General features: G+C 49.4%; 27 protein-coding genes. 23 read left to right on the top strand and 4 right to left on the bottom strand.

Annotated features, from left to right (window positions below):
* Positions 1 to 60 precede the first annotated feature (60 nt).
* The 10 genes from OKC29_RS22020 (at position 61) to OKC29_RS21975 (ending at position 9,410) form a co-directional block, all read left to right on the top strand.
* On the top strand, positions 61 to 390 hold the full coding sequence (locus OKC29_RS22020; RefSeq protein WP_333563202.1) for a DUF2976 domain-containing protein: 330 nt from the start codon (positions 61 to 63) through the stop codon (positions 388 to 390).
* Positions 391 to 445: 55 nt separating this feature from the next.
* Positions 446 to 787, top strand: a complete 342-nt coding sequence (locus OKC29_RS22015) for a DUF2976 domain-containing protein (protein ID WP_103828360.1) — start codon at positions 446 to 448, stop codon at positions 785 to 787.
* Between the two features lie 10 nt (positions 788 to 797).
* The gene (locus tag OKC29_RS22010; RefSeq protein WP_103828359.1) at positions 798 to 1,196 is read left to right on the top strand and encodes a DUF3487 family protein; all 399 of its coding nucleotides are present in this window, start codon (positions 798 to 800) and stop codon (positions 1,194 to 1,196) included.
* Positions 1,197 to 1,198: 2 nt separating this feature from the next.
* Positions 1,199 to 1,852, top strand: a complete 654-nt coding sequence (locus OKC29_RS22005) for a DUF2895 family protein (RefSeq protein WP_103828358.1) — start codon at positions 1,199 to 1,201, stop codon at positions 1,850 to 1,852.
* Positions 1,852 to 2,784, top strand: a complete 933-nt coding sequence (locus tag OKC29_RS22000; protein WP_103828357.1) for a TIGR03749 family integrating conjugative element protein — start codon at positions 1,852 to 1,854, stop codon at positions 2,782 to 2,784. Before OKC29_RS22005 ends, OKC29_RS22000 begins: the two co-directional genes overlap by 1 nt.
* The gene (locus tag OKC29_RS21995) at positions 2,781 to 4,304 is read left to right on the top strand and encodes a TIGR03752 family integrating conjugative element protein (protein WP_134695603.1); all 1,524 of its coding nucleotides are present in this window, start codon (positions 2,781 to 2,783) and stop codon (positions 4,302 to 4,304) included. The genes OKC29_RS22000 and OKC29_RS21995 overlap by 4 nt, the downstream gene beginning before the upstream one ends.
* On the top strand, positions 4,258 to 4,704 hold the full coding sequence (locus tag OKC29_RS21990; RefSeq protein ID WP_134695604.1) for a hypothetical protein: 447 nt from the start codon (positions 4,258 to 4,260) through the stop codon (positions 4,702 to 4,704). Before OKC29_RS21995 ends, OKC29_RS21990 begins: the two co-directional genes overlap by 47 nt.
* A gap of 9 nt (positions 4,705 to 4,713) precedes the next feature.
* A complete protein-coding gene (locus OKC29_RS21985) occupies positions 4,714 to 7,677 on the top strand; it encodes a conjugative transfer ATPase (protein ID WP_103828355.1) in 2,964 nt (987 codons plus the stop codon).
* 181 nt (positions 7,678 to 7,858) lie between these two features.
* Positions 7,859 to 8,341, top strand: coding sequence for a DUF1525 domain-containing protein (locus OKC29_RS21980; RefSeq protein WP_158656471.1), 483 nt, complete (start codon positions 7,859 to 7,861; stop codon positions 8,339 to 8,341).
* Between the two features lie 58 nt (positions 8,342 to 8,399).
* Positions 8,400 to 9,410, top strand: a complete 1,011-nt coding sequence (locus tag OKC29_RS21975) for a TIGR03756 family integrating conjugative element protein (protein ID WP_158656472.1) — start codon at positions 8,400 to 8,402, stop codon at positions 9,408 to 9,410.
* A 310-nt stretch (positions 9,411 to 9,720) separates the two neighbouring features.
* Here OKC29_RS21975 and OKC29_RS21970 read toward each other — a convergent pair whose 3' ends face one another.
* On the bottom strand, positions 9,721 to 10,038 hold the full coding sequence (locus OKC29_RS21970) for a hypothetical protein (protein WP_103828352.1): 318 nt from the start codon (positions 10,036 to 10,038) through the stop codon (positions 9,721 to 9,723).
* Positions 10,039 to 10,184: 146 nt separating this feature from the next.
* On the opposite strand from OKC29_RS21970, the gene OKC29_RS21965 reads away from it, so the two are divergent.
* The 4 genes from OKC29_RS21965 to OKC29_RS21950 all read left to right on the top strand — a co-directional run bounded on the left by OKC29_RS21965 (position 10,185) and on the right by OKC29_RS21950 (position 14,863).
* Positions 10,185 to 11,525 carry a hypothetical protein gene (locus tag OKC29_RS21965; protein ID WP_128343567.1) on the top strand — a complete coding sequence of 447 codons (1,341 nt, stop codon included), beginning with the start codon at positions 10,185 to 10,187 and terminating at the stop codon, positions 11,523 to 11,525.
* A 61-nt stretch (positions 11,526 to 11,586) separates the two neighbouring features.
* Positions 11,587 to 11,874: a hypothetical protein gene (locus OKC29_RS21960; RefSeq protein ID WP_103828350.1), complete on the top strand. Its 288-nt coding sequence runs from the start codon at positions 11,587 to 11,589 to the stop codon at positions 11,872 to 11,874.
* A 53-nt stretch (positions 11,875 to 11,927) separates the two neighbouring features.
* Positions 11,928 to 13,397 (top strand): conjugal transfer protein TraG N-terminal domain-containing protein, encoded by a 1,470-nt coding sequence (locus OKC29_RS21955; RefSeq protein ID WP_270669735.1) that lies wholly within the window; start codon positions 11,928 to 11,930, stop codon positions 13,395 to 13,397.
* Between the two features lie 47 nt (positions 13,398 to 13,444).
* Positions 13,445 to 14,863, top strand: coding sequence for a conjugal transfer protein TraG N-terminal domain-containing protein (locus tag OKC29_RS21950; RefSeq protein WP_158656473.1), 1,419 nt, complete (start codon positions 13,445 to 13,447; stop codon positions 14,861 to 14,863).
* 76 nt (positions 14,864 to 14,939) lie between these two features.
* Here the strand turns inward: OKC29_RS21950 and OKC29_RS21945 are convergent, their stop codons facing one another.
* From OKC29_RS21945 to OKC29_RS21935, 3 genes are read right to left on the bottom strand one after another with little or no spacing between them, the layout of a single operon-like run.
* Positions 14,940 to 15,548, bottom strand: coding sequence for a hypothetical protein (locus OKC29_RS21945; protein ID WP_103828347.1), 609 nt, complete (start codon positions 15,546 to 15,548; stop codon positions 14,940 to 14,942).
* A gap of 7 nt (positions 15,549 to 15,555) precedes the next feature.
* Positions 15,556 to 16,056, bottom strand: a complete 501-nt coding sequence (locus OKC29_RS21940) for a CRISPR-associated protein Cas4 (RefSeq protein ID WP_103828346.1) — start codon at positions 16,054 to 16,056, stop codon at positions 15,556 to 15,558.
* Positions 16,053 to 16,472 carry a CFI-box-CTERM domain-containing protein gene (locus tag OKC29_RS21935; protein ID WP_103850987.1) on the bottom strand — a complete coding sequence of 140 codons (420 nt, stop codon included), beginning with the start codon at positions 16,470 to 16,472 and terminating at the stop codon, positions 16,053 to 16,055. The genes OKC29_RS21940 and OKC29_RS21935 overlap by 4 nt, the downstream gene beginning before the upstream one ends.
* A 762-nt stretch (positions 16,473 to 17,234) precedes the next feature.
* Between OKC29_RS21935 and OKC29_RS21930 the strand changes: the two genes are divergently transcribed.
* The 9 genes from OKC29_RS21930 to OKC29_RS21890 all read left to right on the top strand — a co-directional run bounded on the left by OKC29_RS21930 (position 17,235) and on the right by OKC29_RS21890 (position 24,509).
* Positions 17,235 to 17,684 (top strand): hypothetical protein, encoded by a 450-nt coding sequence (locus OKC29_RS21930; RefSeq protein ID WP_103828344.1) that lies wholly within the window; start codon positions 17,235 to 17,237, stop codon positions 17,682 to 17,684.
* A 162-nt stretch (positions 17,685 to 17,846) separates the two neighbouring features.
* Positions 17,847 to 18,431, top strand: coding sequence for a single-stranded DNA-binding protein (locus OKC29_RS21925; RefSeq protein WP_128343576.1), 585 nt, complete (start codon positions 17,847 to 17,849; stop codon positions 18,429 to 18,431).
* A 68-nt stretch (positions 18,432 to 18,499) separates the two neighbouring features.
* Positions 18,500 to 19,666, top strand: a complete 1,167-nt coding sequence (locus tag OKC29_RS21920; protein WP_209279879.1) for a hypothetical protein — start codon at positions 18,500 to 18,502, stop codon at positions 19,664 to 19,666.
* Positions 19,667 to 19,919: 253 nt separating this feature from the next.
* On the top strand, positions 19,920 to 20,561 hold the full coding sequence (locus OKC29_RS21915) for a hypothetical protein (protein ID WP_103828342.1): 642 nt from the start codon (positions 19,920 to 19,922) through the stop codon (positions 20,559 to 20,561).
* A 390-nt stretch (positions 20,562 to 20,951) separates the two neighbouring features.
* The gene (locus OKC29_RS21910) at positions 20,952 to 21,503 is read left to right on the top strand and encodes a hypothetical protein (protein WP_103828341.1); all 552 of its coding nucleotides are present in this window, start codon (positions 20,952 to 20,954) and stop codon (positions 21,501 to 21,503) included.
* Between the two features lie 130 nt (positions 21,504 to 21,633).
* The gene (locus OKC29_RS21905) at positions 21,634 to 21,990 is read left to right on the top strand and encodes a hypothetical protein (RefSeq protein WP_103828340.1); all 357 of its coding nucleotides are present in this window, start codon (positions 21,634 to 21,636) and stop codon (positions 21,988 to 21,990) included.
* 405 nt (positions 21,991 to 22,395) lie between these two features.
* Positions 22,396 to 23,082 carry a zinc-finger-containing protein gene (locus tag OKC29_RS21900; RefSeq protein ID WP_158656475.1) on the top strand — a complete coding sequence of 229 codons (687 nt, stop codon included), beginning with the start codon at positions 22,396 to 22,398 and terminating at the stop codon, positions 23,080 to 23,082.
* Positions 23,083 to 23,458: 376 nt separating this feature from the next.
* Positions 23,459 to 23,914, top strand: coding sequence for a hypothetical protein (locus tag OKC29_RS21895; RefSeq protein WP_128343580.1), 456 nt, complete (start codon positions 23,459 to 23,461; stop codon positions 23,912 to 23,914).
* Between the two features lie 109 nt (positions 23,915 to 24,023).
* The gene (locus OKC29_RS21890; protein WP_270669723.1) at positions 24,024 to 24,509 is read left to right on the top strand and encodes a hypothetical protein; all 486 of its coding nucleotides are present in this window, start codon (positions 24,024 to 24,026) and stop codon (positions 24,507 to 24,509) included.
* The last annotated feature ends 9 nt before the right edge of the window (positions 24,510 to 24,518 follow it).

Raw genomic sequence — 24,518 nt, 5'->3', positions numbered from 1 at the left:
TCGACACTCTTTATCCGCCCCCGGTCTTCACATTTAGATTATTCAGATTAGGCGACAACTATTCTGACACCGGGGGCTGGTGAGGTTCATGCAGTTGGCCTGCCTACAATAAATGCCCCAGGTGGTTCGGCAAGCAATGATCCATTTGCTTTGATAGTAAACCTCTTTAAATGGGGGCTTACGGTCATTGCTTTTTTACTGGTTGCGCTGATGTTTATCACTGTTGTGAAAAACGGTTGGCAAAAATACCACCAACTAGGGGAAGAGAACAGTAAGGTGACTTGGCGTGACTTGGCGAGCAACCTGGTCGCCGGGGCTTTACTGATCTGCCTTGGTGTTGCTATGGCCAACTATGCGGTTGGTGTTTTCGGTGCGAGCGCAATTAGCTAATTCGACATTTTATAATAGGCAGGTATTACCTGCCTATTAAATTGGGAGTATGTAAATGAAAAGGCTTAGTGTGCAGGCTTATAGCCTTGCAGTGATTTCCTTTCCTGCCTTCGCTGTGGGTATACCAACAATAACCCCGCCTAATGGAAATGGCGCCGTTGAACAGCCACATGACCTTGTTATCAGTCTTTTCTTATTGGGCGTGAACCTTTTAGTCATGCTGCTCATCGTAGCTCTGTTGTTAACTGTTGCGAAGAACGCATGGCAAAAGTATCACCAGATCGGCGAGCAAGGTAGCAAGGTTACTTGGCGTGATCTGGTAAGTAATATCGTGGCCGGTGCGCTTTTGGTTGCACTTGGGATATCACTTGGCGTTATAGCGCTTAATATATTTTAAGGCTGTGAAAATGGGGCGAGAGCACACTATACAGACAACCTTAGAGCGGCTTGATAAAAAGCCTGCGCTATGGAAAGGGTTAACGATTGATGAGTTGCTAATTGTCACATGTACGGCAATTGCGATCTGTTGTAGCACAAGTGCAGTTATATTTTCAGTGCTTATTAGCGAGGGGCTAATTGGTTTTGTTATTGGGATGATTGTAAGCCTTGGCGTAATCCCCCTTGTAGCAGGGAAGATTGAGTCAGCCAAAAAGAGGCACGGTCCCTTGATGTGGCTCAAGTTAAAACGGTACACCCAAAAACGCGGCTGGATGAAATTTGACGGGATGATGACAGATAAAATCAAGTGGGACACTCGTCTGTCAAAACGAAAAAACATTAACTACATTGGTCCGGTAAGGAAGTAATAATGAACAATGTGTTTGGTCGTAATAAAGGTAGGGCGAGAAATGCATTGGATAGAAGCGATGCCAGAGTTAAGGACTGGCAGCTTATATCAGGAGTTTTACTATTCATTCTGATAGCGCAGATGGTCATAAGTGCGGTCCGTCAGAATGATATTACCGTTCACATTCCACCTGATTTATCGGCCGGCGCACAGTTTGATAGCAACACAATACCTAAGCCCAATGTATACCTTTTCGCAAGTGAAGTTGTTAGGTCAATAAACTATTGGAAAACGAATGGCGACAAGGAAATGCCAGACAATCTGAACCGGTACGCTTGCTATATATCCGAGAATGTGAAAAGCGAACAGATCGCATTGCACGCTCTCCGTGTTAGCGATGGTCAGTCTGCAAATAGAACTCGCCGCTTAAGCGAAATTACAGATCTAAAGGATGTAGAAGGATCAGTGTCTTCAGTTGGTGCAGGTATTTGGGATGTTGATTTAGACTTGCGTCTAATCGAATCGTTAGAGGGAACTCAGGTAAAAGATCACGCTCTTCGTTATCGCGTTCGTGTTGCCGCTGACAATTCTGGATCTGTCTGCAACCCATTCAACATGCGAATCACAGCTATTAATCAACCTCTTCGGATTGAGTTTGAGGGGGGAGAGCAGTGATGAAAATATGTCTCCTTGCATCTAGCTTAGCGCTAGTTATGTCCTGCTCAGCTTTTGCTGTAGAGCCAATAGAATGGCGTAGCAAGCCGATCAAGATCCCACTGCAAGTTGGGGAGCAACGCCTTATACATTTCCCAGACCATGTTGTGTTCGGGCGCCCTCGCTCGCTCGCCGATAAGCTTGATGCGGACAGTATGCAGGGAACCCTATATTTGACAGCCCAAGAAGAGTTTGCTCCGACACAAGTGAAGGTGAAGTTGAATGATTCTGGTGACATTGTGTTACTCGAGCTCGTTGCAGTGCCACGTGCAGGCGCTCCACTCGATGAAGTGTTGATCTCCGTACCAGGGTCTGAGGCCGGAACCGGTGTTGTAGCAGAGGCCGGCTCAGGAACTGGTGCTGACTCGCAGAAGTCGGCTCCTGTTGTTGAAAACCCCCTCGCTGGTACACCATTCGACACATCTGGTGATGCGGCCATTTCTCCAGAGGAAATGATCCAGTTCGCAGCCAGGGAATTTTATGCCCCGCCTCGTTTACGAACCAATGAACCAAGACTGAATCGTACAGCATTAAATAGTGCGGAAGATATGAGAGATCTATTTATCGATACCTCGTATGGTATTTTCGATGTGACTCCAATCGCAGCTTGGCAAAGCACTTCCGGCCAGTATTTAACCGCTATCAAATTGGTTAACCGCAAGTCAGCACCGGTCAAGGTAAACCCATTCCATTTGAATATGCAATATGCGTATGCGGCGGCACAACATATCCAGCTGAATCAGAATAACGTTCCTGGGGACACTACCATGCTTTATGTAATCTCCGATCGCCCCTTCAGTGACTCCAGGTATGAAAGCCCTGCTCCATGGGCTCCTGTGGCGTCATCACAACCTGCTGTGAATCAGAATGGTCGCCTGGGGAGCAATAGATGAGTGGTGTAATGGTAGGGGAAAACCCAATGCTAAAAATCGGCGCTGGCGTTATGTTAGTGGGAGCCATCGTAGTTGGATATACGGCCTTCACCGCTCCAGAGAATAACCATGCTGACACCCTTAAAGCGGAGCAAGGCGAGGGTGAGGGTAAGGTTAAAATTGAACGCAGGCACACACGCCTTGGTGCTGAAGCGGATACCCCGGAAACATCTGTTGAGGCTTTGGCTAAAGCTGTAACAGATTTGAGCACTCGCCTAGTACAGGTGGAAGAAGGGAAGTCCAATTCAAGGAACTCAGCTCTTCCTGTTGCACCGCCCGTGGAGGCCGATAGTCCGACGGTTATAGCTCTGAAGCAAAAAATTGAAGAACTTGAGTCGAAGCTGTCACCCAATGAGAATTCAGAGCCACAGCAGCCGGTGGCGACTGAGACTGTCGTGGACCCTTACCCAGAACGAGCCCAACCCGGGAGAGATTTCGGGTTGGGACAAGATGAAGCGCCTGCAGGTAATGTAAGAAAATCTATTGACTTACCAGCAGTACCTAACCTCTTTAATCCGAATGGCAGCGGATCACAATCTGTTGGCTCTACATCACTACCTGCAGATAGTGACGAGGGTGTGGATTGGATTATTCCCTCTGATGCGCAGCGAGCTACTGATGAACAGACTGGGAAAGACGTACTCAAGTACCCAAAATTTAAAGGCTCCGGGTATCGGAATTTGCACACATCAAGGAATGCAAATTCAAACCTTATGGCACTCTCAGATGATGAGAAGAAGAGTAGCTTGGTTCCTATTTATACAATTCCAGAGAACGCAAGTTTTCTCGGTTCTGTAGGCGCCACTGCGTTAATAGGTCGAGTGCCACTCAATAATCAAGTAACCGATCCATTCCCATTCAAAGTTGTCGTAGGTCAAAAAAACTTGGCCACCAACGGTATCAAGATTCCTAACCTTCAAGGGATGGTTGTCTCTGGATTGGCGAGGGGCGACTACACTCTGAAATGTCTATATGGACAGATTAATAGCGTCACCTACACCTTTATTGATGGGACCATTCGCACGGTTGCTAGCAAAGGTAAGGAAGATGGTGGTGGGTTAGGATATTTAGCTGATTACCAGGGTGTTCCTTGCATATCAGGCAAGTACATTACTAACTTACCGTCATATCTAGCTCAGACAATGGGAATAAACACAATTGCTGGAGCGGCCGAAGCTTTTGCGAATGGGCAAGCGGAGATTACAAAGAATACTGATGGAAGTTCGAGTTCGTCGATTGTCGGCGAAAGTAACAGCATAAACTACATGCTTGGAAAAGGTGTCGGAAAGGGGGTCCAATCTGGTTCGGATGCTCTTGCTGAGCGCCAGCAAGGGGCATATGACGCTGTTTACGTACCTCCTGGAACCAGAGTTGAAATCCATCTGACCAGCCAAATTGACATCGATTACGATAAAAAAGGACGCAAGGTATCCCATGTTCAACCAACGAATCACTACAGTAACAATCGTGGCTTTGATTAACGCCATCCTTGCTGGTTGTGCCAGTAAGGAAGATGTAATTCCTAAATCTGACATCACTGCTGAAATGGTGTTTGAGCAGACCATGGGTGGTGGCGCTGGTGCACGTGATTATCGCATTATGACGACACCTCAGATGGCTGGAGTCCAACCTGACATTGATGTGTATGAATTGCACAACTCACCAAAACCACGTTATCAGGTTCTCCCTAACCCAACGCTTTATATTTTTGTTCCTGCTCACCTAACCGGTAAAGGACGCTCTCCGGTCCCTGCATATATTACAGAAACAAAAATGTTTGAACGTGACGAGTATGCTCTACCTGGTGAACTATATCCGTTAATGGATGTTCGGTATGACCAGAGTAAAGTTGCGGCAGATAATCAGCAATATAAAGATTAAGGTGAACTTGTGAGCATATTTCAGGATATTAAAGATATTTTTATTCCACAAGCTAATAAGTCATCTAATAAGAATAGGCTTCAATACGGCAATGAACGACCCGAAGTTGACCATGAATCCAAAGAAGCTGCTTATGTTGATGAGTCTCGTAAGCCATCCTTTGCTAGAAAGCTTGGGCCGGTCACACAGAAACTGGTTGAGTCACATTATAGACGTAATCCAAATAGCTTTGCCGATAGGCTTTCAATTACCGAATACCTAGAAGAAAGTAAAACCTTTATGCTTGAAGATTGCTATTCTCAAGCAGTAGTATTTGCTGCATCTCCAATTGCAACTGAGGGGCGTTCCAAAGACCAAATTGCAGAGCTTAGGAATACTCTTCAAGCCGCATTCAAGCAAGCATTTGGGATTGCTCACGGAGGTTCTGACTGGGTTCTTCAAATTTATTCATGGAAGGACGATGACTTGTATAGGTATGTCGATGAGATATATTCCTCTATTCATGAAGAAGTTCGTGACACTCAATTCACAGAACAGTTTCTTGATGTTCTCGAGGAGCACTTTCGTGGTGTTAACCAAGAGGAGGGGATCTTTAAAGATGTTCAGGTCACTGGCAAGCAATGGCGTGGCCAAATGCGGCGCACATATTGCGTTATCTACCGACGCTGTTCGAAGTTAGAAATTGAATCGGCAAGTTTCGATCCAATAAATGACATCAACGAGGTTGCAGATCGTTTTTCTCACTTATTGTCATCTTCTGGCGTAAAGATTCGCCGCTTAGATGGCGAGACTGTTTTTCGGTGGCTAACGGATTGGTTTAACCCCAACCCTCCTATTACCAATGGTGATCGTGAAGCCCTATATCGGCTGGTAGGCTACCCTAAGCGTAAAAATGACAAGCCATACGGATTTAATCTGGCTGAGAGTGTTTTATTTTCTGAGCCTATATCTGACCCTGACAATGGGTGTTGGTGGTTTGATGATATGCCACATACATTCATGCGTTTTAAGGGGCTAACTCAGGCTCCGGATATGGGGCAGTTGACTGGTGAGGTTTCCAAGGGTACGGGTAAAAATCAGCGTTCGAGCTGTCTAATGGATTCTGTCCCGGCCGGGGCAATGCTTGTTCAGACAATTATTTTCGTCAGCCCCACGAAAATTGATTCGCACCTCATGAGCTTGAGTTCGGCCCAAAAAGGTGAGACCCAGGAAGCGCAACGAGCCCAGCAGGCTCTTAATGAAGTCGAACTTCAGCGTCAGAACGATCAGGACGTATTCTATGCCTCGCAGGGCGTATACGTTCGCGGAGAAAATTTGGTTGAGCTGCAGGACCGATGCAAGTCGCTAAAAAACAACCTCCTCTCCAACGGAGTCATGGCGCTAGACGCTTCCACAGACCCATTGATCACGGAATCTTACCCGCTTCACCTGCCTGGTTGCTTCCAGCCTGAGCTGGATACGAAGCGCCAGTACATGCAACTCTACTACTCCCAGCATTTAGCCAACATGTGCCCGATCTTTGGGCGCGAGCAGGGAACTGGGAATCCAGGGCTCGTGGTATGGAATCGAGGGGGGGAGCCCCTTACCTTAGACATGTTTGGCAAAGACCGGGTGCGTGCTGCTCATGGTGTGGTTATCGGACCCCAAGGCTCAGGTAAATCAGCCTCGTTGAACTATATGGCTGCCTCTGTGATGGCAGTGCATCGACCGCGGCTATTCATCTTGGATAAAGGTGGGTCGTTTGAGCTGTTGAGTGAATATTTCGCACAGCACGGCCTGACGGTTAACTACATGCGGATCAACAAATCTGCCAAGTTCTCCCTCTGTCCATTCCTCGATGCCGGCGAAGTTGTGAAGCAAATCGAAGAAGCCAAGGCGAAAGCTAAGGCAGCAGTAATGGCTGCGCAGAATGAGACGCCGGCTGAGGAAGTGGACGAAGATGAAGATGATGCACCACGGGATCCCCTTGGTGAAATGGAGCAGTCTCTCTACATCATGGTGACAGGCGGCAACATGGAAGCATTCGCCCGAATCACTCAGCTGGATAAGGCACTTATGCGAGCAGCCATTCTAGCTGCAGGGATTAAGAGTCTTCGTGATGGCAAAAAAACGCTGACTCAGGATGTTCGAGAGGCAATGCTCGACATCGCGGAACGAGAGGTCAAGCTGGAGCCTGACCAGCGGACCCGGTTAAAGGAACTAGCGGCCTCTCTCGAGATGTACTGCACTGGCGAGCTTGATGCTCGAATGTTCAACACCGTTGGCGAGCCCTGGCCTGATGCCGATGTAACAGTGCTTGATGTTGGAGTTTACGGTTCGGATCGGTATCCAGCTCAGCTTGCTCTTGCTTACATTGGCTACATGCAGAGAGTAATTAACAAGGCGGAAGAGACACAAAGCCAACGCCGTGATGTCGTGAACATCGTGGATGAAGCTCACCTCTACACCGGTAACCCCCTTCTTGGGTATCAAATTGCGTTTGCTGTAAAAGTTGCCCGAAAAATTGGGCTTTGGATGTTGTTGGCCACACAGAACGTCGAGGATTTCTCCAAAGGAGATGACATCAAGAAGGTGCTTGGCCTATTCGAGTGGTGGTTCTTGCTGAATATGGAATACAAAGAGGTGGAAGACCTTAGCAAGTACCGAAATCTAACCCCTGAGCAGAAAGTTATGATCTTGAGCTGCTCTAAGCAGCAGCGGGCCTACACAGAGGGTGTTGTGATGGGTAACCCCAAGACCGTTGGCGAGATGCTGGTTCGCCAGGTGCCGCCATCAATATTCTTGACTCTGGCCATGACAGACCCGAACGAAAAGAACGAACGTCGAGCCCTGATGGAACAGTATGGGTTGTCATCCCAGTACCAAGCAGCAGAGATGATGGCCCAAGAACTAAACCGCAAGCGGGGTTTAAAGACCAGGCCTCGCAGCTCTGACGCTGTATGCCGCTCTCAACGCCTACAGGAGGCTTCCTGATGACGCCGGTAAGATGTCCCGCGACCGTCTGGGATAGAGCCAGGCTGAAGCACACAGCCCCCCTGAACCGAGGCCCCGATGCTAGAAACTCTTATCGGCAACCTGCAATTGTTGAGTTCAGCGAAACGGTCCACCCCTTGATGTGCATGGGGAAGGTTGGAAGGGCATGGAGGCGCGGCAGATGATAAGACGTAGCTTGATGGCTTTCACCTTCCTGATCCCGATTTTGAACTCGCAAGCTAAAGCTACTGAAGTTCAGGTTACTCAAGTAGATGTGTTTACCGTGGATGGCCTTCGATATGACGTGGAAAGTGCTCAACTGGCTAAAAAGTTGATAGTACCAGTGCACATCCGACAGATAGATGAAATCTACAAGCTTGAGATGGAATTGAGTGCCGGGCTTCCAGCCTCTGAAGCGGAGGCTGCTGCAATTGCCACCAAACGGTTCGCGAAGCTAAGTAAAATGAGTGTCCTGGAAAAGTATGCGTCTACTGCAGAGTCTTTGACGTTGGCTCGTTCTCTGAATGTAGAGAAGGTACCAGCAGTTGTTTTTAATAAAAAATGGATAGTGTATGGCCTCGATCCTCTACAGGCCTACTCGATCTTTGAAAAGACGCGCAGCCGCGGAGAGTTGAACGGCTCGACAAGGGGGAATGGTGAATAAATTATCTCTAGGCGCGCGGATTGCTATTTCGTGCTTAATGGTCATAAGTGGAAAGTCGATGGCCATAGATGCCAATAGCACTCTTCCTGATGGTGATAAGAAGGTCGAAATCTTCGATCTAATAGCGGACACAATGGACCTTGCATGTGTCGACTACAAAATCAAAGGGGTGTGCTTCTGGCTTCACTGTGCCGGCCCGTATTGTCGGGTCAGAACATCTAGTGTGGTCAGTCATTACAACCCAGATGTCATAGTAGAGACAGTATCAAATAGGGAGGCCTACCCTCTCACCTGGTTGACGAAACCAATGTCACAAGTTACCGATCCACTGGCAAGGGGTCTGAATCACGGTTTCGATGTTGGGACTGGTGTCCGCGGTTCGCCTACTGGTACTGCAACGAATAAGAACTTCTTCGATACGAATGTTTATGGAAACCCAGCCTTGCTCGGTTTCAGGGACATCGTGGGAAGCATGCTAAGTCTGTCGGGATTCTGTAATAGTGATGTCATGCCGTTCAACCCATACTTCGTTTCAACTCTTGATCCGGAATGGCGGATGGGACTTCTGGAAGCTCCTTTATTAGTGCTTCCATCCAACTTCAATCGAAAGATCTTTGCAAAGAGTGGTGATGCACTGAGCGGGACTGTAGGAAGCGCACTCGGCGGGTATGGAGATATAGTTCAGTCGAGTGAACGTTTCGGGTACATATTCCCCAGAATTGGGTCAATCGTTAATCCGAACAGATATATCAGTTCAACGGTAATCGCCCAACGGGCCGCCGATATTGTCACATCATTGAATGCCCACATCTATCAAAAATTACCTGACACTGCTGGTTCTGCGAAAGTGTGGGCTCCAGTCCCACCCCGTGAAGGAGATGCTGAAACGGCCAAATGGCAAAGAAACTATCCACGCGGGAAGACTGAGTGCAAGGCATTCCCAGCAGATTCGAGCGAGGAATTCAAGTACAGTGAAGATGACTTCTCTCCGACCCATAACTACCTCTACACACTTTGGCGACGGTATGAGTGTTGTGCCAGGAGAGGAACTTTCCTATACCGTATTTAACGAAGAGGGCCCACAAGGGGCCTTCTCAATTATTGGGAACCTGAAATAAAGGAGCCTATCGTTACTTGCCAGTCTTTTGTAGACAGTAGGTCGTAAATGTCGGTCAGCATGCGAGTAGAGGAAGTGTGCCGAATCGACATGAATTTTACGATCAGGGCAACGGCATCGGGTTCATCAACAAAAGGGGTAACACGAGTCACAATCATCTCAAGATTACGCGACGCAAGCACCTCATTGCACCCTCGTAACTTGATGTATGCGCCAATAGCAGAAATGACAGCCTCACGGTCCAAGCTGGGTTCAGGGTTCTTCACTTTTTGAATGCACCTCTCTGAACATGCCGCTGCTTAGCCTGGCTATCCCCTGGCTGCTTTTGATTGATCAACGCGACCAGTTCCATCATGCAATACATCCCTTCTACCTGTGCAGATGCTTCGGCCGTATCAAGATCTAGAGCCTGCAATTGCCCCTGGATCGCTTTCGCCATCTCTGGGTAGCTCATGTCCCAATTCATCGGCACTTGGTAATGATCGGCCGCCAATACAAGGTAGCTGAACATTTCATGCCCGGTATCGGCATTCTTCAGATCATCGTAGTAGATAGGCTTTGGAAGCTTGATTTGAGCCATAAAACAACTCCTTCAATTAACTGGGTCCACGTTAACACGGTCTCGAGCCAATGCAACTTCCGGTGTGGCGGATAATCCACGTCCATTTGCGCACCCCATTTCTCTGAGTCAAGCAAGTTAAAATAGGCTGTTTCATGAACTTGGGGATGATGATGCAAAAACGAATTCTATCAGTGGCCTGTCTACTAGCCTTGTTCAGTGGGCCCACTTGGGCTGCACAGTTTGATGAGCGAGCGGTTATAAATCAGCGGATTGGTGGTGGCCGGCCCATCGATGCACCATCATCGACCGAACCATTCAGCAAAGCTTCTGCCGGCTGGAATGTTGATCTGTCGTGTTCTGCTATGAGCTTGAACAGTGAGATGCTTGGTAGCTTCAACTCCGGCGCCTTCAAACAGCTGCAGTCATCACTGGTAGGCCAACTGATGGCTGCAGTGAATCCCACTAGCCTCATCGGGATGGCTATTCAGAGAGCAAATCCTGATGTCTATGACATGTTGATGTCAGGCAGTATGACGGCCACAGATGCTTTCAATGCCAACGTAATGACTTGCCAGGAGATGCAGCAAGGAGTTTTCGATTCATTGCCTGCTGGGGCTCTCAAGAATCTCACGGTGAGTGAGGAATATGCGGAGGCCATCAAGAAGCACGCAAACGGAAACTATCAGCTAAAGGATCTCGTCTTCAAGGATGGCTCGGCCGGGCGGAGTTATGACGACGGCAAGAAGGGCGTTGACTTCGGTGTCGAGAAGAGAGGGATGATTGGTAAACCGATCAAGGTAACAGAACACACTTCATATGCCGGGTTCAACGCGTTGGCTGGACGTGCTGCGACCGATAGCTCCCCCTTGCCTACATCAGCTACTAACGCTATGGGGATGGGGGCCGTATTCAAGTCACCTCGGGAGGCCAACACCTTCATCTCGGATGTTGTGGGTGAAACCAGGATGTATACCGACAGTGACGCTTCACCTCGTGAAGAGGATAGAGGCATCGGTGCAAAAGCCGCATACGCCAAGGAGTTCGATGCAACCAATTCCAAGTTACTGGATCTTGCAAGGCGCCCTAGTTCTAGCATCACTGCCAAGGATCTCGAAAGCGCATCAACATCAAGCATTAAGGTGACCCGGGATCTGTTGCTTGCGATAAAGCAAATCCACCCGACAGAACAAGCTGCCTATGTGGCGGCGCTAGCGACCGATATCTCTATGGCCAACACATATGAAAAACTTCTTCACTCTGTGCGGATCATGGACGCTGGTTTACGGGATGAAAGCGTGACGAACAACGAAGCTGTTCGATCTGAGGCACTCCACAAGAGGGCCCTGCTTATCCAGGAGATGGATCTACTTGAGCGTGAACTTCGCTTCAAGAAAGAGCTCGCCGGCAGTGCTCAGATAGACATTCTGCGTAGAGCAAATATGGAGAACAAGCCTGGTTCGTACAGAACGCCAACAAATGAATTACCTGTTGGCACTGCAAATTAATATTTCCCAGTAGAAAGCAACGGCATATCCGTTGCTTTCTCTATAAATCCCTGGAGCTGAAATGAAAAAATACCTCCTTTTTGTTATATATATACTTGCAGTGCTGCTTTGTTCGATATTTTTGATTCTTCTCGTGGACACGAAGAGCGAGGCTTGGCAACAGTTTTCCCGTTGGGCCACCGTGGCAAAATGGATAATAGTTCCAAGCCTAATAATTGCGCTCCCAAAAATAATAGAGCGTGCAACAAAAAAGGTGCTGACCAAAGAGGGGAAGAAATTTTTGTGGCAAAGTCAAATCCTAATGGCTGTAGCGTTCACTACGGTTGAAATAATGCATGGGGCACTCTGATGATTGTAAATGAGTGGATAGAACCGTACACGCTTATGATGGGTGTGCACTCAATGGGAGTCATCACTGAAATACTTTGCTCCAGTGGATTGGTTTATGCACCATTTTTTTTTGCGATCGTTAAATCAATTGTTGAGGCAATGACTCAGGGCGTGGATGAGGGTAATGCCGGTGAATTAGCGGTGAAATTTCTCCGCAAAGAACTATTGATCATTTTCCCAGTGTTTATTCTCGCCTTCGTTCCAATGGCGAACAGTCAGATGAGATTTGATGTCAACATAAGCAATTATTCTTGCGATGGAGATCAGCGAATCCAGGCGCCTCCAACAACAAATCAGCAAATGATGATGGGTAATTTTCAAGGCGGTTACACCAAAGTACCCGTTTGGTGGCTCGCGGTTCATGACTATGCTTCAACATTCACAAACACAGTTATTGCCAATACTCCTTGTGCTGCTGATTTGCAGATGGCATCTGTTAATATTCAGGCGGCAAATCTTGAGAATAGTTATGACCAGACCATTGCAGATAGTTGGCAACGTGCATGCCTCAGCCCTGCAGTTGGTGATGCAACCCGTAGAGGAAGTCTTGATGACTCTACCTGGGCGGGCTCCCAGTCAATGCGTGAGTTTTATAAGAAGGAGCAAAATACGGTTCTAATAAGCAGGGAGTCCGCGATCGCAGCAGGCTTGCCGGTTGGGCTATCTGAAGGTGGTGAAGTAAGGCTAAATTGCGATGTCGCTTACCAACACATTGAGGCTGCCGCAGTTTCGGCTGCAAGGAACCAGTCGCAAGGGTCTCTAGAAATATTGATTAACGCTTCACAAGACTCAGATACAGAGAAGAAGTTGGCGATGTCGAAGGTAGCCAAAGTGCAACCACAAACAAGCGCCCAACTTACCAATCTATTCGCAGGCGAAACAGATCATTCTGTTGCTCCAGACAGTGCTTCTGGTTACATGAAAGAGATGATCGGATGGTTAGGGACAGCGGTTGGAAATTTGCTAAAGGCGCCGGGCACGATAGTGTTGAAGAATACAACACCGATTCAGATCTGTGTGATGCAGATGACCCTTATTATGGCCACGCCCATCTTGTTGGTATTCTCTGGTTTCAATATAAAAACTGCCCTTGCAATTAGCGCAACATATTTCGGGCTTGAATTCACGTTGGTTTTTGTAAACCTGGCCACCTGGATGGATAATACCCTCAATTTATTCTTCTATTCAAGCATCAACGGTGGGGTTGGGGCGGGCTCTGCAACATTCGTGTCTGGGCTGCAAGAGAGCATCTTGACCAGGGTTGGTTACACCTCTTATGACTTGTTGCCAAAGCTGTGGATGGCACTCATGGCTTATGTAGGCATTAAGGGTGGCAGCCAGATGATAGGAAGTGCCTCTCAAGGAGTGGAGCAGAGCGTAAGCAATGGGCTCAATACAAGCGTTCGCATCCAGCAACAAGCGGGAAGTATGGCAAACTCCGCCGGCAAGTCATTCATGAAGTCAGGCGGAAAATCATCATGATCGCAAACCATTGGGTTGATCCGTACACCCTCTTGATGGGGGTGCATATGATGGATGTTGTAGTTGAAGCATTATGTATAAGTGGCCTAGTCTATGCCCCATTCTTTGTGGCTATAGTCCAGTCTATAGTTGAAGCCATGACCCAAGGGGATGATGAAGGAAATGCCGGTGAGCTAGCGGTTAAATTTCTAAGGAAGCGATTACTCGGCATTTTTACTGTGTTTATTCTGGCCTTTATTCCAGTGGTGGATGTTACAAGTAATATCGCCACACGTCCTGCAAATTCGTGTGTTGATCCTGGTGCGCCAAATCCAACAAACTCAGTAATTAGCATGGTGGGGAATTTCAATAGCTCGAGTACCAAGGCACCAATGTTTTGGGCAGCAGTGCATGACTTTTCCAGTATCACCACAAACGTGGTTATCTCGACAACACCATGCGCTGAGGACATCGCTGCTATAAATTCAAACGTGAATTCCGCAAATTTCACCAACCCACAAGATCGAGAACTAGCCCAACAGTGGGGCAAGAGTTGTCTCGCACCCGCTTCCGGTAAAGTGTCCCAAGGCTCTAAGTTTGATGGAACCTGGTGGATAGGCCATCCTGATTTCATCGCTCAGTACAAGAAAGAAGGGAGTGTGGTTCTCGTTAATAGTGAGGTTGCCTCCGGCCTGGGCCTGGCTGGTGATAACTCGGGCGGCCAAACAATTCTGGGGTGCAATCAAGCCTTCGTTCATTTGATGGGAAGCAGCTTGCAGCGCCTAAATCAAACCGAGGGCTTTCCTGTCATGCTAAAGCAGATGGCGGAGAAGCATAATCTCTCCGAGCAGGAGATCGCATATCGGCTTGCAGGTGAGATGATTGGTAGCACCAAAAGAGCAATTGGCGATGCCTTCCAATTACCAGGCGGAAAAATTGTTGTTGAAGATAGTATGGGTACCAGAACCAACAATGAGGATAGCGAAGTTGCTCAGATGATCGCAGCATTTACAACATCAGTTGCGAATGCTGTCAACGCTCCAGACGCGATCGTGTTTCGTCAGTCTATCCCGATTCAGATGGCCGTTGTGCAAATGATTCTACTAATGGTTATACCCATCATCTTGGTATTTAGAGGCTTCGACATAAAAGTTACTCTGCTGCTTGCGGGTCTCTATTTCGGGGTTGAGTTCACGACTGCCATCGTGTCATTGGCAACCTGGGTGGGCAGTCTGGTTGATGTCATATTTGCGACCGTATCCACGAATGGAACATACGCTCGTGCAGCAGCTCTTCAGCTTTACACGTATTTGCCATTGGTCTGGTTCTTCATCCTGGGGCTGGTTGGCATACAGGTTGTCATGCCTGGGGTTGGATCCCATGGTGCTGACTTTGGTGGAACATCTGGGAACGTCGGCAAACTGGCGTCCATGGCAAAGGGGGGGGCCGGACTAGCCACGAAAGTGGGAGCCTCTTTCATGAAATAACGTTGAAATACCAGAAATGTTAACGGTATAAAAATGGGGCCTTGCGGCCCCATTGTCGTTTCCGTTGGATAGCGGCTTAGTCATCTACCCCATTTCTATGCCAATCGTATTGGTTTTCAAGTTCGGCCTCTGCTCTGTCTGATTCAGACCTCCCCGCATCATGCTCTGCTGAGAATGTGCTTGAGTTTCTCAAGTAAATGGCCGAGAAAATTCCAACAACAATGGTAACGAACGGTACCTTGAATGCCAAAAACAAAACTGTAAAACAGATACCAAACAACGCTGGGTACAGCATGAATTGATCCCCGCTACTTGTTTGCCAATAGAACAAGGCGTACACCCACCAAGCAACCAGAGCAGGCAGGAGAACTGCAGCTATGGACACCCTGCCGCCGAGCATTGGCCAACGTAAACTACGGCAAAATTTAGCAACAGCCACGATACTAAGCAGCATAATGCAGCCGGCCAAGACACTGAACGATAACCCACCATGGCGACTTGTTACCGTGAACAGCCCTGAGACCAATTGAATTTGATTGACGCTGTAGTTAGGCTCTGTGGACTTTGCGAGTTGGTAGACCACATAGGCAATTGCAAGAGGTCCATTAACAGGCATCAAATTGCCAGATTTTCGTTCAACCCAAGTCAAGGCACTTGTGCATATTTGATTGATCACTTTCATCATCCCCCTATCAACGTTGGCAGCTATTTGCAACCGAACAGGTTCGACATACTCCTGGATGAGAAGAAAAAATCTTGATGATCTCACCTTCTTGAGCTCGTCGAGCCAACAAAACAAATTTTGAGATTTCCCTAAAAATATGTTCGTCGCTCCCCAGCTCTATCTCACGCCGGGTTCCCTTGGTTACGACTACTGCTCGATGGATCGGCATTTCTGAACGAGCCGCTAGGACGGATGCCAACAGTTGGACAATGTCAGACTGGTAAACTCGGCCTGTGCGGCTCTTGTACTCAACCATCATGTTTTCACCGTTCGGGGTGGTGATGATGAAGTCAGGTTTCGCAGTGATTCCGTACTTTCTGTTTATGAACAGCTTCGATTTTCGGCCTTGGTCAGCATATATAATCTTGCCCTTAACCCCGAGAGGTGAACTAGTCCTGTGTGACCTGCGCCCAGCCAGGTACAACAGTGCGACAAAGACCACGAAAGCAATAAGAAATGCCATCATCATGCATCCTCATTTCCTGCCACCATCCGGGCAAACGCCAGGACCAGTGAGCTAGCTGCAGTGCGTGCACCCGGAAGGGGTGATAGCAGCTTGATGGTGAATGGTGACAACGCATAGTAGGTCTTGATGAAAATGCGGCCAAGGTGATGATGGCTCAGATTGTTATCTCGCCAATCCCGAAGTTGCTGTGTTACTGCATGGTTTGGCCCCAGTGCATAACTAGCTACGAAGCAGCGTTGGTCCTGTGCTTGTTGTTCTATTGCCGCAGCGGTCAAACGCTCATGACTTGCTGTGCCATAGTCAGCCTTAGCCTGGCTCTGAGCACTCGCAATGACCCCTTGTTCTTGTAGGCTGCTTCCATGTGGACACCATGCCATCTTGCCGATCTTGCTGGCACTCACCAGTTTCTTGTCGTTCATTCCGGCTACCCTCATCTCATTATCTGCGTAAGGACTTACCGCTCCATATTACCGCAACCTGACAGGGTGCAAGCGCAAGGTGGGCGATTGTTGAGAGATCCCTGGTTGGCGGGGAGCGAGGGCCTCACTGGGTTGGGTTACAGAGAACGACACCTGGACCGCATAGTGAAGGCGCTCGTGGATAGTAGTGAACACGCTGGGGGTTGTAAATTTTCCATCAACGTGCGAGATTATAAAGTAATTGCTGCCCTGCAGTAGTAGGCGACCAAGGGGTTAAACAAGTCGCCCTGTCTGTTGACAGATCCCAACGTCCAATTTCCTGTCGTGGGTACATCAAACTGCTTTCTGAGTGGTTTGATGTACCCACGACGTCACAGGAAAAATCATGGACATAACCTTTGCTGGCGAACTTGCCGTTTTCTCTGCCTGCTGCATCGCCGGGTGGCAGATTTCTAAACCTGTGATTGCTGTATGGCGATCCCTAACTTTATCCCACGCCACGAAATCCAATATTCGTTCTTGGTGATTCGCAAGTCCCCTTACCAGGGGCTTGCACACACCATCCCCTCACACATCAGCATCTAGCAGGTTCCCCTGATTCTACATACCCATACTTGGTCGTATCGGCATGATGAATTTCGGGCAACATGCCTGAATAGCTAGTCCGTGTAACCATCTAGCAGCCATTTGGCATCACGTACAAAAATCCAACCAACAGGTTAACTCTTAACTAGGCTCACGCCAGATTTTAAGGTAGGCATTATGGAAACCATCATAGTTTTGGGATTCTTGGCTATTCTCGTTTTCGCCTTTGCCGGCGGAATGAAGGAACAACTGCTCAAAAGCACTGAGGCTGACCAGCGCGAACTGGATGGCCATCGCAAAAAAGCCATGATGGCGGAAGCCGCCACAATGGCTGCAGACATCATCAAAAAAGAGTTTAGTAATGAGTTGTCGGAAGTTCGTTTTAAAACAGCAGTAGAGACCGCTGTTGAGGAACGTCTTCGTGCAGCAGGGGTCGTCGGTGCAACAGCCAAAACAGAGGCCGCGAGACCTGCGAGACCTGCTCAGGCAGAGGCTAGCTGGCGTGCCCAGGCTGCAGGGATGAAAGTACAATCCCAAAGCTCAGATGAAATTGAAGAGGAACAGCTGGCGTACCAGCCTGTTGAATACTCACGGGAACAAGATTTCCCTCAACCACGTCCAATGTGACAAAGAGGCTGCCCAAGGGCAGCCTCTTATCACATTCAGTCATGTGAATCGGTTCAGGAAAGCAAGCTTTTCCTGAGATGGTTTGCCAACTGGCAAAGAGCGATAGGGGTTTTAAGTCGCAGGCGTAAAGCCACCCAACATCAACCACATAGGATTTCGACTATGAGAATGAACAACAAGATAAACGAAGTGAGGCTTGGCGGCTACGTGAGCCATGCCGACATCCGGACTGGTCAATATGGACCGTATGGCCCGGCAACCATCGCAATTGATGACGGTTATCGGGACCCCAAATCTGGACAGTGGGTAGATCGCACCCAGTTCATTCGGGTGGAGCTTTCCGGGGAAAAAACCCCTGCTATCAAGAAGGGGGACTATCTTGAAATTTCAGGGAAGCTTGTCTTTGAATCTTGGGAGCAGGGCGGGGAATCCCGTTCAGGGCTCAAGGTTAAGGTGGCGTGTATCAACGTACACATGCCGGCAGAGGCAATAGCTTGTTTGAAGCAGTCCGGCTTTGCCAATAATCCGCAAGGGCGGCCTCAGCAGAGTAAGCAGCCTCAAAGACCTCAACAAACTTCTCGCCGGCAACAACCTCAACAACCCCAGCAACACTGGGAGGAGCAACCCCAGCAACACTGGGAGGAGCAACCTCAGCAACACTGGGGAAATTCCCAGCAACATCAGGCTAATTCCCAGCAACAGCATGGACACCGGCAGCCGCAATATGACGGTAGTCGTCGCCCCTAACCAACCAGCCTGAAATGGCAACACCAACCAGCCTCGCATTGTCGAGGCTTTTTTTTTGGAGAAATAACATGGCTATTCAAACCGTAGAGAAAATCCTTGATGTCCAGACCGACGAAGTTAAAGACTCGCTTCGAGACCTGTTGTTCCTGGAAGTGATCTGCGCTGGCTACAGTCCGACTACGTTGGATTTCAAGAAGACCATTCGGTTCATCGAGCGCACCCAGCTCAACCCTTTTGATGGGACGATGTTTGCTCGTCGCACCAATCTGGGGATTGAGATCGGGCTTCGTGTAGATGGATGGCTACAGCTTGCAAAACAGGCTGGCGTCAGAGAGATCATCCACACCTACTCCGAAAACGTCCTTACCTTCGCTGAGATGGCCAAGGATGTTCGCGGGCATGAGTGGATAGAGACCACATTGGTAACTGCTGATGGTGGACGGTTTGTGCACCGGGAGTATCTGGCTGAGAACTTCTTCAATACAGAAGCCTGGTGTCACATGCCAAATAGGTCGTTGGGCCACAAATCGACTGCTCAAACGATCCGGTTATTAACTGGCGTTTACGCAGCTGATGAAAGTCAGGCGAGTCTTAGCCCTAAAGATGGGGGCCTTACTGTCGTCGTAGATAGTGGACAGGCCGCCCAGGTCGAAGCAAAGCCAGCGGAAACGCCGGCCGCCCAGGTCGAAGCAAAGCCAGCGGAAACGCCAGCTGCCCAGGTCGAAGCAAAGCCAGCGGAAACGCCAGCTGCCCAGGTCGAAGCGAAGCCAGCGGAAACGCCAGCTGCCCAGGTCGAAGCGAAGCCAGCGGAAACGCCAGCTGCCCAGGTCGAAGCGAAGCTAGCGGAAACGCCAACTGCCCAAGTCGAAGCAAAGCAAGCGGAAACGCCGGCCGTTCAGGTCGAAGTGGAACCAGCGGAAACGCCGGCCGTTCAGGTCGAAGTGGAACCAGCGGAAACGCCGGCCGTCCAGGTCGAAGTGGAGCCAGCGGAAACGCCAGCCGCCCAGATCGGTGCAAAACCAACCACACTAGAGGAAATTATCAAATTCCCATGGGGTGGTTACTTACCTTCCGATCGGTTGCGTGGGGATGTCCGAATCGGCTTTAGCCGGACAGTACAGACAAAGCAATGGGGTGCTCTTCGTGGGTACTTCAAGTCAACCAGAATGAGCGATGATGATCGCGCGTGGGTACTGGCCGCTCTCGATCAGATGGAGGTTGTCACTCATGGGTAAGGATGAAGATCTCGTGGTTCGCCGCGGTTTAAGACCTTTGTAACCTCGGGATGAGGGCCTTTGGCCCTCTTTCTCATTCTCGAAAGAGCGATTCGAAGATAGATGACTATCAGCGAATTGCTTTCGGGCGATCACGCGAATAGGCCTGCAAATCGCGCCAGTGGCCAACACCAACCCGGGCGAAAGCCCATCACCAAGTACCGTAGGGGAGAGGCTGCCCCACGGGTGGCCCTCCTTCTCTATGGAGGGCACCATGATACTTTGGCAACGAGACATGTTTGATTCTGATAAGGATGTGCTATTCATCCCCTCAGAACGGGCAATAAAGCCAAAAAGCTCAACGAAATCTAAAGCTGGTGACAGTGATCCTGTGTCGCTGGTCAACAACAGCGCAATGCCATTACCGTTGCTGTTCCCGGAGCTGTTCCAGGAAGACCAGCCGGATCTGCAAGATATGCCTGAAGAGGGCACGCTTGTTTGGTCCGATGACGGTATAGCAACTCTGTGCGGTGTTGTACTGAATGATGCCATTTATGGGCTGATTTCACCGAAGTGCGGTACTGAATCGAGGGAGTTGGGGATCGAGTGGTTGTTCAAACAAGAACTGACACCCTTCAGCTTTAGACATTGCTGCATCATGTTAGACGTCAGCCCAGAACGTATGCTTGCCGGGATTTTCCGGCAGGTTGTCACTCGGCGGAGCTATCTACGACGGTGTTCAAAACTGAGCCACAAGGAACATGAACTGCTCTTGTGGCTTGAAAAGCAGGGCTGGCTAGATGAGGTTGTCTCGATGGCCATGACGGACGAGGATGACGGTTGGGATTTCAACCCTACAGCCACCTACGCCCATTATGAGCGACAACTCAGCCGGCCAAACAATTACCTATACTAAATAACCTGAAAACCAGGGGGCTTATGGCCCCCTTATTTCACTTATCACGCTGAGTACGTTCACAGATTATTATTCCCGGTCAGCTACACCGAGGAAATAACATATTATTTTCTTTCGTCAGAGGGCTAACCAGCCCTTCCTGAGCCATTTCCTATGGCTGAGGAAGGTCGGGTTGCATTATCCGCTGTCGCCATAAACTGTGCGCAGAGGAATGCTGATATTCGATTTTTAATTATAAGGATTACAGTTATATCAGCCTGTCTCAGGAATGTTTGTATGCCGCGCACAAGCCCAGTGGCTTTACTGCACCTGTGATGGCCAATGCGCGTATGGCTGGGTCTACGCCGTTATTAGACCTGTGTAACGGCATCTGAAGCTAAGAGATTAGATATGTACCTTCTTCAAAAATCCTTTAACAACGATTTATTTATGGTCCAAGAGGTTCAACCTGAAGATGTTGAAACGTGGCTGGAAAACCGCGTCTCACTATTCGCGTCGGAAACCCATGCTGCATACGCGCAGACATTACTTGGCACAATGCAGGCTCCAAGCTGGACCCCGGACTTTAGAAAGTATGGAACCATATTATCTCCGGACTTCCCTTATTTTTGCGCCAAAAATGTAAGGGAGTTCAATGATGCATGGTTGCGTATTATGGCAACAGAGGTTCGTCTCCGCATTATGCAGAAAATAAATTTCGTCGAGGAGATTCATTTCAGCATATCAGACATCATGAATCCGCCTCCAGCTCCATGGCTGTGCTTGGTTGATCGCAAGAGTCAGAAAGTACTGGTCGTTGATCGCACCGGGATGGCATTGGGGGGAAGTGAGAAAAACCTTGTTACGGCAGTCAAACACAAATTCCGTTTTACTCGAGACTTGCTGGCCTCCTCAGGAAAGCATCTTGAAATGATAGAAGTGCACCTGGGGTCAATCTCCTAATTAGGTGCAGGACGGGCTGGCTAGCATACCGCGGTCAGTCCATCTATTATGTAGGCGTTTTGATTGCTGGCCCGTGAGTCACCACTGGGCTGAGGACTGGATAACGGTTTCTTAAAGGACGCCTGAAAGCATGCAACAAGAAAACAAGCGTGACCATACCCCGCGCAACATTATGACCCTAGCCAAGAAGCTTGGAACGCTTGAACAGCGTAAAGAACTGCACACCTTACTGACTACATACATCGAAAATGAAGAGCTTGAGCTGCTGAGACTGGAAGAGGAGAAAAGGCTAAAGGCAGCCAAAATCACCGAACTGTTCGAAAAAATGGCAGATTCCGGGATTGATATTCAGGATCTAGTCGCGGCATCGCAAGGGCGACAAGGTACAAGCCCGCGCCGACCGTACAAGAGACGGCAGAAGAAGCAAGTACCAGAGCAACCGGCCCAAACTCCTCAGAACTCAACGACCGATACCTCCGGTAGCTGATGATTCACCCGGAGCGGCCACTGGCTCCTGATGTTATGGCCAAGTGGATAAACTGCCACTGTGCAGCTTATCCACTGGTATTTTTTGAACTAACCGGACGGCCACTTAGTTGCCAATTACCGGGCCCCTAGGTTAATCTGTCTGAGTCCTCGGTGCCTATTAGTGGACGAGCCGCCAGGCTCGGCACCAACTTCCAATCAGCCGGCCCTCTGCCGACTTCCTCACCTGTGATCTATCACCAAAGCCCTCGTTGGCTGATTCTGCATGTCCGCTCACCGGCAATTCACCGGCGCCAGCGCACATGCAGAAACAGCCCTGGCTGTCTCATGGTACTCGGTCTGCAATGTGCCACTCGCGATCAACCCCAACCCGCCAAACAAGGCAATCCCCATTAAGGAACTTGATATGTCCAATGTGAACTATCTCCCCCCCAAAGCACTGCGCCGCCTACTGTCAGATCAATGCCAGCAAAGCGGCATTGATGGTGTCGATGTGCTTCTGTATGCAGTGATCGGTGAGTGGCTTTGCCGCCGATACGGATCGACTGAAGATTGGAGCCTACCCGAAGAAGCCGTGACATGGCTTGCTGCAGAATCGGGCTTTAAAGAGGACCAGCGAGTGAAGGCAACTTACATTGCCAAGCTCATCTGTGACTACCATGCAGGCCGCAAGTCTGCGCATTGCCCAATTTTCACGATCACCTGTGATTGTGGGCGGCAGGTCAGCCGAAAAGGGCAGGACGCCCATCGCTACCCAATGTACCGTTGCATCTGCGGTCGCAGCTGTGGCTATCACAAAGGTGATGGATGGCCTTTGGGATTGATGGCCGACCGTGAAGCTCGCCGCTGGCGTGGCATATTGCATCAAGCTTATGACCAACTGTGTGAACAGTGGCGCATAGACAATAAACGCGGCTATGTGAAGCTTGCTGCGTTGTTGGGCGTTCCTCTGCACCAGTGCCATTTCAGTTTGGTGGTAGAGGTCAATCGAGCAAAGGAAATCCGCAACATCATGCAGGAGGAAATTGACCGCATCCAAAGCGAGGGCCAAGGTGTTGGTGGGGTATCTCAACAGCTGTCCCTGGTACCGTGATTCAATCAACCCGGGAGCAATACTCTCAAGATGAACCCCTGGCCAAGCTGGGGGTTTTTCGTTTACAGCCTATCGTCCGATAGACAGCCGGCCAGGTACACATCATCCCCCCTGAGCCCTACCTGTGATCTATCACTCAAGCCCTCGTTGGCTGATTCTGCATGTCCGTTTACCGGTATCTTTCCTACATCAGCGCACATGCAGAAACAGCCCTGGCTGTCTCTATGGCACTCGGTCCGCAATGTGCCACTCGCGACCAACAACAATCCGCCTCTAGGCAACTCTAAGGAACAACCAGATGCTCTTAACAAAAGCACATGTGCGGAAGTGCCCGCACTTTAATGACGATCTGCTTGGCCAAGAACCGAGCGCTTCGATGACCGAGTTTCTGGAGAAATTCAGTGAACATGAAGATCAAGAAATCTGCTTCGGTCGGCTCATGGAGGTCATGCAAGACTATTTGCTCTCGATCCGGGTGCAGATCGGTCAGCGCCTGATTGCAGCCAACGGTGGCTCTGGTCTCTCTCTGGAGTTAGGCGATGAGAAAGGGGCTCTAGCCGTAGTCTTCCCCGAGCCTTCTGCTCGGCGGGGGTATCGCGTGAGCTTCTACGATGTCAATGGTCCCTTCACGCATGAAGTGTTCAGCTCTGTTGATGAATGTGTGCTTCACGCCATCAAAAGAGGATATCGGACTCACGCTCCTGGGCGACTTGATCAACTAGCTGACCTTCCTTCGTGGGTCCGAGGTGTGAAATGGACTTCGCTGCTATTGCGATATCAAGGAAACCCGCACCAGTTTTTACTCGACAACCCTAACTATCTCGATAGTTGAATCAATCCCCCGAGCTTTGTACTCGGGTCATTAATGGCGCTTGGTCTGTAATGCGCCACCAGTGACCAACCCCAACCCGCCCAACTCGGGCAACAAATAAGGACAACACATGGACAACTTCGATCTCTTCGAACACATCGATTTTCTTGATGAGCAAGCTTGTGAAATCAGCATGGCGGAACGCTCCTTCGCGCAGCCTCAGGCTACAATTTACCGTGGCGACAAGTGGGATCAGCTTAGAGAGACTTTGCAGAACAATGACGATCTGATGGCAGCGATTAGTGATACGACCGGGCAGCCACTGTCCAGCATGATCACTGAAGCTGTACTTGCCATCAGAGCCACGTTACTCGATGGGTTTACCATTTCTCTTGCACTCAGCGGGGGGAAGGATTCGACGGGTACTCTTCATCTACTGTTGTTTGCGATGATAGGGTTGGTTCGTGAAGGTCGCGGCAACGAGATCTCTGCCTACCACTGGATCAGTCATACAGATACACAGGTCGAGAACCCTGAAGTGCGCAATCTGCATATTCCGGCCGATCATGAACACCAATTCCGATTCAACGTGAACACCATTTCCGGACCAATGTGAACGCTCATT

Source organism: Aeromonas sp. QDB34 (assembly GCF_027705405.1).
GTDB lineage: Bacteria > Pseudomonadota > Gammaproteobacteria > Enterobacterales > Aeromonadaceae > Aeromonas > Aeromonas hydrophila.
This window is presented reverse-complemented; position numbering and strand designations above follow the sequence as displayed.

Excerpts from the sequence above, each read along its gene's own strand:
- OKC29_RS21970 (WP_103828352.1), bottom strand. The coding sequence starts at position 10,038 with ATGGCTCAAATCAAGCTTCCAAAGCCTATCTACTACGATGATCTGAAG.
- OKC29_RS21990 (WP_134695604.1), top strand. The coding sequence starts at position 4,258 with ATGTTCAACCAACGAATCACTACAGTAACAATCGTGGCTTTGATTAAC.
- OKC29_RS21995 (WP_134695603.1), top strand. The coding sequence starts at position 2,781 with ATGAGTGGTGTAATGGTAGGGGAAAACCCAATGCTAAAAATCGGCGCT.
- OKC29_RS21950 (WP_158656473.1), top strand. The coding sequence starts at position 13,445 with ATGATGGATGTTGTAGTTGAAGCATTATGTATAAGTGGCCTAGTCTAT.
- OKC29_RS21895 (WP_128343580.1), top strand. The coding sequence starts at position 23,459 with ATGACCGAGTTTCTGGAGAAATTCAGTGAACATGAAGATCAAGAAATC.
- OKC29_RS21980 (WP_158656471.1), top strand. The coding sequence starts at position 7,859 with ATGATAAGACGTAGCTTGATGGCTTTCACCTTCCTGATCCCGATTTTG.
- OKC29_RS22015 (WP_103828360.1), top strand. The coding sequence starts at position 446 with ATGAAAAGGCTTAGTGTGCAGGCTTATAGCCTTGCAGTGATTTCCTTT.
- OKC29_RS21930 (WP_103828344.1), top strand. The coding sequence starts at position 17,235 with ATGGAAACCATCATAGTTTTGGGATTCTTGGCTATTCTCGTTTTCGCC.
- OKC29_RS21925 (WP_128343576.1), top strand. The coding sequence starts at position 17,847 with ATGAGAATGAACAACAAGATAAACGAAGTGAGGCTTGGCGGCTACGTG.
- OKC29_RS21935 (WP_103850987.1), bottom strand. The coding sequence starts at position 16,472 with ATGAACGACAAGAAACTGGTGAGTGCCAGCAAGATCGGCAAGATGGCA.
- OKC29_RS21960 (WP_103828350.1), top strand. The coding sequence starts at position 11,587 with ATGAAAAAATACCTCCTTTTTGTTATATATATACTTGCAGTGCTGCTT.
- OKC29_RS21975 (WP_158656472.1), top strand. The coding sequence starts at position 8,400 with ATGGCCATAGATGCCAATAGCACTCTTCCTGATGGTGATAAGAAGGTC.
- OKC29_RS21890 (WP_270669723.1), top strand. The coding sequence starts at position 24,024 with ATGGACAACTTCGATCTCTTCGAACACATCGATTTTCTTGATGAGCAA.
- OKC29_RS21955 (WP_270669735.1), top strand. The coding sequence starts at position 11,928 with ATGGGAGTCATCACTGAAATACTTTGCTCCAGTGGATTGGTTTATGCA.
- OKC29_RS21915 (WP_103828342.1), top strand. The coding sequence starts at position 19,920 with ATGATACTTTGGCAACGAGACATGTTTGATTCTGATAAGGATGTGCTA.
- OKC29_RS21965 (WP_128343567.1), top strand. The coding sequence starts at position 10,185 with ATGATGATGCAAAAACGAATTCTATCAGTGGCCTGTCTACTAGCCTTG.
- OKC29_RS21945 (WP_103828347.1), bottom strand. The coding sequence starts at position 15,548 with ATGATGAAAGTGATCAATCAAATATGCACAAGTGCCTTGACTTGGGTT.
- OKC29_RS22010 (WP_103828359.1), top strand. The coding sequence starts at position 798 with ATGGGGCGAGAGCACACTATACAGACAACCTTAGAGCGGCTTGATAAA.
- OKC29_RS22005 (WP_103828358.1), top strand. The coding sequence starts at position 1,199 with ATGAACAATGTGTTTGGTCGTAATAAAGGTAGGGCGAGAAATGCATTG.
- OKC29_RS21905 (WP_103828340.1), top strand. The coding sequence starts at position 21,634 with ATGCAACAAGAAAACAAGCGTGACCATACCCCGCGCAACATTATGACC.
- OKC29_RS21900 (WP_158656475.1), top strand. The coding sequence starts at position 22,396 with ATGTCCAATGTGAACTATCTCCCCCCCAAAGCACTGCGCCGCCTACTG.
- OKC29_RS21910 (WP_103828341.1), top strand. The coding sequence starts at position 20,952 with ATGTACCTTCTTCAAAAATCCTTTAACAACGATTTATTTATGGTCCAA.
- OKC29_RS21920 (WP_209279879.1), top strand. The coding sequence starts at position 18,500 with ATGGCTATTCAAACCGTAGAGAAAATCCTTGATGTCCAGACCGACGAA.
- OKC29_RS21940 (WP_103828346.1), bottom strand. The coding sequence starts at position 16,056 with ATGATGATGGCATTTCTTATTGCTTTCGTGGTCTTTGTCGCACTGTTG.
- OKC29_RS22000 (WP_103828357.1), top strand. The coding sequence starts at position 1,852 with ATGAAAATATGTCTCCTTGCATCTAGCTTAGCGCTAGTTATGTCCTGC.